At 59.8% G+C, this 5,596-nt stretch carries 9 protein-coding genes and 1 pseudogene; all 10 read right to left on the bottom strand.

Features of this window, described 5'->3' with window-relative positions; translation table 11 throughout:
* Window positions 1-324: pseudogene (locus tag WBB85_RS09990) on the bottom strand (NADH-quinone oxidoreductase subunit M); the annotation flags it as partial.
* Window positions 324-2,474 (bottom strand): NADH-quinone oxidoreductase subunit L, encoded by a 2,151-nt coding sequence (gene nuoL / locus WBB85_RS09985; protein WP_432638470.1) that lies wholly within the window; start codon window positions 2,472-2,474, stop codon window positions 324-326. The gene nuoL and the pseudogene WBB85_RS09990, both read right to left, overlap by 1 nt.
* 6 nt (window positions 2,475-2,480) lie before the next feature.
* Window positions 2,481-2,786: an NADH-quinone oxidoreductase subunit NuoK gene (gene nuoK / locus WBB85_RS09980; protein ID WP_432638469.1), complete on the bottom strand. Its 306-nt coding sequence runs from the start codon at window positions 2,784-2,786 to the stop codon at window positions 2,481-2,483.
* Complete coding sequence (locus tag WBB85_RS09975) at window positions 2,783-3,070, bottom strand: hypothetical protein (RefSeq protein WP_432638468.1); 288 nt, start codon at window positions 3,068-3,070, stop codon at window positions 2,783-2,785. Before WBB85_RS09975 ends, nuoK begins: the two co-directional genes overlap by 4 nt.
* Before the next feature lie 2 nt (window positions 3,071-3,072).
* Entirely contained in the window at window positions 3,073-3,681 is a 609-nt protein-coding gene (locus tag WBB85_RS09970) for an NADH-quinone oxidoreductase subunit J (RefSeq protein WP_432638467.1), read from the bottom strand.
* Entirely contained in the window at window positions 3,678-4,085 is a 408-nt protein-coding gene (locus WBB85_RS09965; protein ID WP_432638466.1) for a carboxymuconolactone decarboxylase family protein, read from the bottom strand. Before WBB85_RS09965 ends, WBB85_RS09970 begins: the two co-directional genes overlap by 4 nt.
* A complete protein-coding gene (locus WBB85_RS09960; protein WP_432638465.1) occupies window positions 4,082-4,483 on the bottom strand; it encodes a carboxymuconolactone decarboxylase family protein in 402 nt (133 codons plus the stop codon). Before WBB85_RS09960 ends, WBB85_RS09965 begins: the two co-directional genes overlap by 4 nt.
* On the bottom strand, window positions 4,480-4,974 hold the full coding sequence (gene nuoI, locus WBB85_RS09955; RefSeq protein WP_432638464.1) for an NADH-quinone oxidoreductase subunit NuoI: 495 nt from the start codon (window positions 4,972-4,974) through the stop codon (window positions 4,480-4,482). The genes WBB85_RS09960 and nuoI overlap by 4 nt, the downstream gene beginning before the upstream one ends.
* Window positions 4,971-5,174 carry a hypothetical protein gene (locus WBB85_RS09950; protein WP_432638463.1) on the bottom strand — a complete coding sequence of 68 codons (204 nt, stop codon included), beginning with the start codon at window positions 5,172-5,174 and terminating at the stop codon, window positions 4,971-4,973. The genes nuoI and WBB85_RS09950 overlap by 4 nt, the downstream gene beginning before the upstream one ends.
* An 85-nt stretch (window positions 5,175-5,259) precedes the next feature.
* Window positions 5,260-5,596: NADH-quinone oxidoreductase subunit H (locus WBB85_RS09945; RefSeq protein WP_432638462.1), on the bottom strand; the 337-nt coding region annotated here is incomplete at its 5' end.

Here is a 5,596-nt window from a genome sequence, read left to right as displayed (position 1 = left end):
CACATCCACGTCCCAGCAGGACAGGATCGTGATCGGCATCAGAAACGTGGTCAGCAGGACGAAAAGGATCGAGATACCGTCAACCCCGACCTTGTATTTCAGCCCCATGATCCAGTCGCGTTCCTCGACGAACTGAAAGCCGGTATCGCCGGGATTGAAGCCCGAGAGCAGGAAGAGCGAGACAAGGAAAGTCGCCGATGTCGCGATCAGTGCCAGCCATTTCGCGTTCTTCTGCGCCGCCGGATCGTCACCCTTGAGAAAGAGGGCAAGGATGGCCGCGGCCACGAGGGGCACGAAAGTGATGATGGAAAGCAGGTTTTCCATTAGTGCGCGCCCCCCATGAGCGACATCCAGGTAAGCAGAGCCGCGATGCCGATGACCATCGCGAATGCGTAGGTGAAGATGTATCCCGACTGCGCCTTGTTCACGAGGCGGGTCAGCGTGGGCACGAAGCCCATGGCGACACCGTTGATCGTGCCGTCGATGACATTGCCGTCGCCCTTCTTCCACAGGAAGGACCCAAGCCATTTCGCCGGACGGATGAAGAGGACGTCATAGATCTCGTCGAAATACCATTTGTTCAGCAGGAACCGGTAAAGGATCGGCTGCTGTGCGGCGAGCCGTCCGGGGATCGACGGGTCGCGGATATAGAAGACGTAAGCCGTGAGAAGCCCAATCAGCATCGCGACAAAGGGAGAGGACTTGACCCAGGCCGGCGCATGATGGGCGTCGTCGAGAACCTTGTTCGAGGCCTCGGACATATAGATCGCCCCCTGCGGCGCATGGCCTGCCGCAGCCGGTGCGTGACCTGCATCTGCATCGGCCGCCGCATGGTCATCCGCCACCTCGGCGGTCGCAGTGCCGTGCCCGGCCGTTGCTTCGGCATCCGTTGTCGCCATATCGGCGGCCTCAGTCGCGGTGCCATGGTCAGCCGCGGCATCTGCGTGATGCGGCATCGCGAAGAAACTGGTCATCCGGTCATGATCGCCGAAGAAAGGCTTGTACCAGAGCATCCCGGCAAAGACCGCGCCGAGCGCAAGCACGCCAAGCGGTGCGACCATGGTCATCGGGCTTTCATGGGCGTGTTCATGCGCGTGATGATCGCCGCGCTCCGTGCCGTAGAAGGTCAGGAACATCAGCCGCCAGCTATAGAAGCTGGTGAAAAGGGCCGCGACAACAAGCGCCCAGAAAGCAAAGCCATTGCCCGAAGCATAGGCGCTTTCGATGATCGCGTCCTTCGACAGGAACCCGGCAAAGCCGAAATGCGTGAGCGGAATGCCGACACCGGTAATGGCCAGCGTGCCGATCATCATCGCCCAGAACGTATAGGGGATCTTCTTGCGCAGATTGCCGTAGTTCCGCATGTCCTGCTCATGATGCATCGCATGGATGACCGAGCCCGCACCAAGAAACAGCATCGCCTTGAAGAAGGCGTGGGTGAAGAGGTGGAACATCGCCGCACCATAGACGCCCGCGCCTGCGGCCACGAACATGTAACCCAGCTGCGAACAGGTCGAATAGGCGATGACGCGCTTGATGTCGTTCTGCACAAGGCCAAGCGTGGCCGCAAAGAACGCGGTCGCGGCACCGATATACATCACGAAGCTCTTCGCCTCGGGCGCATATTCAAAGAGGGGCGACATGCGGCAGACAAGGAAGACGCCCGCCGTCACCATCGTCGCGGCGTGGATCAGGGCGGAAACCGGCGTCGGGCCCTCCATCGCGTCCGGCAGCCAGGTATGCAGGAACAATTGCGCCGACTTACCCATCGCGCCGACGAAAAGCAGGAAGGCCAGAAGGTTCGCGGCGTTCCATTCGGTCCAAAGGAAGGTCAGCTGCGTCTCGGCCAGCGTGGGCGCTGCGGCGAAGACATCATCCATGTTGATCGAGTCGACCAGATAGAAGAGGCCGAATATGCCAAGCGCAAAGCCAAAGTCACCGACGCGGTTGACAACGAAGGCCTTGATCGCGGCGGCGTTGGCCGATGCCTTGCGGTAATAGAACCCGATCAGCAGGTACGAGGCGACGCCCACACCCTCCCAGCCAAAGAACATCTGCACAAGGTTGTCGGCCGTCACCAGCATCAGCATCGCGAAGGTGAAGAACGAGAGATAGGCGAAGAAGCGGGGCTTGTAGCTTTCGCCCTCACGCCAGTTCTCATCATGGGCCATGTAGCCCCAGGAATAGAGGTGGACAAGCGCCGAGACGGTCGTCACCACGATCAGCATGATCGCCGTCAGCCGGTCGAGCCGGATCGACCACGACGTGTCGAGCGTACCGGAGCGGATGAAGTCGAGGATATGGATATGCTGGGTGGTGCCGTCGAATCCGAGGAAGGTGATCCACGACAGAAGACAGGCAAGGAACAGAAGGCCGGTCGTGACCACCTGCGCGCCCGTCTCGCCGATCACGCGCCAGCCGAAGCCGCCGATGAGCGCGCCGATGAGCGGGGCAAAGAGGATGATGGACGTCATGGCTCTTTACCCTTTCATCACGTTTACGTCTTCGACGTCGATAGTGCCGCGGTTGCGGAAGAAGCAGACGAGGATCGCAAGACCGATCGCGGCCTCGGCGGCGGCGACGGTCAGGACGAACATCGTGAAGACCTGACCGACGAGGTCATGCAGATAGGCCGAGAAGGCGACGAAGTTGATATTGACCGCAAGGAGCATCAGTTCGATCGACATCAGGATGACGATGATGTTCTTCCGGTTGAGGAAGATGCCGAAGATGCCGATCACGAACAAAGCGGCGGCAACGCCGAGATAGTGGGTCAGTCCGATCATTCTGTTGCCTCCACCGCGTATTCATCTGAAATGGCAAGCGTGTCGCTGATGGCGTCTGACACGTCTAGAAGCCACTGGAACAGAACAGAACCTATCTGATCCTTCGTCAGGTTCGCCTCGTACCAGTCGGTCAGATCTGGATCGCCATCACGATACGCAGAAACAGAAAACTTGATAATCTGACCGACGTCATGAATGGAGACGCGTTCCCAATCAGCGAACGTCACAAGCTTTTTCCATGCTTCGCGAGATCGCGAAGACAACACTGCATTTGTGTCTTCCACAGTCACAGCCCCTGCCCCGGTTTCACGTCCTTCAACTCCATCGCCTTGGCCGGATCGCGCCACATCTGGGCCAGAACGTTCTGGCGCTTGACGTCCTTCCTGTGCCGCAGCGTCAGGACGATGGCCCCGATCATTGCGACCAGCAGGATCAGACCGGCAAGCTGGAAGAGAAGGATATACTTGTCGTAGAGCAGCATGCCCAAGGCGGCGGTGTTCTGCATGTCGTCGGGCACCACGGCCCCGCGCATGGCCTCGGCCGTCTCGGCCGTTTCCCACGCGCCGAAGGCGATGCCAAGCTGCATCAGGATCACCACGCCGATCAGAAGCCCAAGCGGCATGTAGCGCGCCATCTCGCCCTTCAGTTCGGCGAAATCGACGTCGAGCATCATCACCACGAAGAGGAACAGCACCGCGACCGCGCCGACATAGACGATGATCAGCAGCATCGCCACGAATTCCGCCCCCAGCAGCACGAAGAGCCCCGCCGAGGAGAGGAAGGCGAGGATCAGCCACAGGACCGAATGGACCGGGTTGCGGGCCATGACCACCATCAGGCCAGAGGCCACCGCCGTGACGGCGAAAAGGTAGAAGGCGAAGACCATAACGCTCATGCGTCATCTCCCATCTCGTCGAAGACCTTTTGCGCAATTTCCAGCGCGCGGGTCATGGCGGGCAATCCGCCGAACATGCTCATCTGGGAAATCACCTCGGCGATCTCCCGCTTGCTCGCCCCGGCTTCCAGCGCGTGGCGGATCGTCAGTTTCATCTGCGGTTCGGCCTGCGCGCCCAGAACCGTCAGCGCGGCGACCGTGACCAGCAAACGGGTCCGGGCATCGAGCCCTTCCTTGTTGAAGGTCTTGCCGAACCACATCTCCATCATGTCCTTCGACATGGTTGGGAACATCTTGTCGAGATCGGCGCCCTTGAAATTCTCCAAAGCAGGATTGAAGGCGCGGGCCATTTCCTGACCCTGCTCCATCATCTGCTGGAAGAGTTTTCCGAAGGCGTCGGTCATGCGGCCACCTCTTCGGCATCAAAGACCTCGATGGCGGCGTTCAGCGCGTTGATCATCGCCGGGAAGCCGCCATAGAGTGTCATCTGGAAGATGATCTCGGAAATCTCTTCGCGGCTGGCGCCGACTGCGCGGGCCGATGCAACATTGACCTTGAGCTGCGGCCGGGTCTGCCCGCCAAGGGCGGTGAGTGCCGCAATCGTCGCCAGAAGGCGCGTCTTCTCATCCACGCCCTTGCGGGCATAGAACTTGCCATAGGCCACATCGACAACGGTTTCGGCCAGCCCCGGCACGAGCTTTTCGTACCGCGCGCGCAATACGTCTTCCATGCCGGGGTTTACCGCCTCGGAAAGCGCCTTGCCCCGGTCATAGGTGTCGATATGTGCAGCGTCAGACGTCATCTGTAGGGTGCGTCCAGTTCAAGATTGCGGGCAATCTCGGCTTCCCAGCGTTCGCCGTTGGAAAGCAGTTTGGCCTTGTCGTAGAACAGTTCCTCGCGCGTTTCGGTCGCGAATTCGAAGTTCGGTCCCTCGACGATGGCATCGACCGGGCAGGCCTCCTGGCAAAAGCCGCAATAGATGCACTTGGTCATGTCGATGTCGTAGCGGGTCGTGCGGCGGCTGCCATCCTCGCGCGGTTCGGCGTCGATGGTGATGGCCTGCGCCGGGCAGATCGCCTCGCAAAGCTTGCAGGCGATGCAGCGTTCCTCACCGTTCGGATAACGGCGCAGCGCATGTTCGCCGCGGAAGCGGGGCGAAAGCGGCCCCTTTTCATGCGGGTAATTCAGCGTCGCCTTCGGCGCGAAGAAGTATTTGAAGCCGAGCCCGAAGCCCTTGATGAAATCGACCAAGAGAAAATACTTGGCGGCGCGGGTGTAGTCGATCTGGGTCATTGCGCCAACTCCAACGGTTCCTCTGAACCTTCTTCCCAATCATCCAGAACTTTTGGTAGATCGAGCAACTTCGTGCATATCAAGTAGGGCTTCGCGTCATTGCTCGGCTGAACGACCGTGGACACTTGACCATGAGCGCATTCGGCAGCCGCATCTTTGGCGTCCGCGAAAAAGTGGCCAAGCTGTCCATCAATGCTCAACACGTAGCCCCCAGTATTGAGGGGGCGTATTGCAAACCTATGGTCGGCGACTCTGCACCAATACTTCGCTTTGGATTGCGTCATGTCACCCCCCAATCGCCCAGCGGGCCCAGAAGCCGCCGAGCACTTCGAATTTCGCGAGGAACGAGACGAGCACAACCCAGCCGATCGACAAGGGCAGGAACACCTTCCAGCCGATCCGCATGAGCTGGTCGTAGCGGTAGCGCGGGACGATGGCCTTCACCATCGCGAAGAAGAAGAAGAAGACCCACATCTTGGCGACCATCCACCACCAGCCATCCGCGAGGCCGGGAATGGGGCTCAGCCAGCCGCCGAAGAACAGCAGGCTCATCAGCGCGCACATCAGGAAGATGGCGATATATTCACCCGCCATGAACAGCAGAAACGGGGTGGAGGAATAT

The organism is Albidovulum sp., from assembly GCF_049646345.1.
Taxonomy (GTDB): domain Bacteria; phylum Pseudomonadota; class Alphaproteobacteria; order Rhodobacterales; family Rhodobacteraceae; genus Albidovulum.
This window is presented reverse-complemented; position numbering and strand designations above follow the sequence as displayed.

Coding starts and splice junctions, on each gene's coding strand:
- nuoL (WP_432638470.1), bottom strand. CDS start 2,474: ATGACGTCCATCATCCTCTTTGCCCCGCTCATCGGCGCGCTCATCGGC.
- nuoK (WP_432638469.1), bottom strand. CDS start 2,786: ATGATCGGACTGACCCACTATCTCGGCGTTGCCGCCGCTTTGTTCGTG.
- WBB85_RS09970 (WP_432638467.1), bottom strand. CDS start 3,681: ATGAGCGTTATGGTCTTCGCCTTCTACCTTTTCGCCGTCACGGCGGTG.
- WBB85_RS09965 (WP_432638466.1), bottom strand. CDS start 4,085: ATGACCGACGCCTTCGGAAAACTCTTCCAGCAGATGATGGAGCAGGGT.
- WBB85_RS09960 (WP_432638465.1), bottom strand. CDS start 4,483: ATGACGTCTGACGCTGCACATATCGACACCTATGACCGGGGCAAGGCG.
- nuoI (WP_432638464.1), bottom strand. CDS start 4,974: ATGACCCAGATCGACTACACCCGCGCCGCCAAGTATTTTCTCTTGGTC.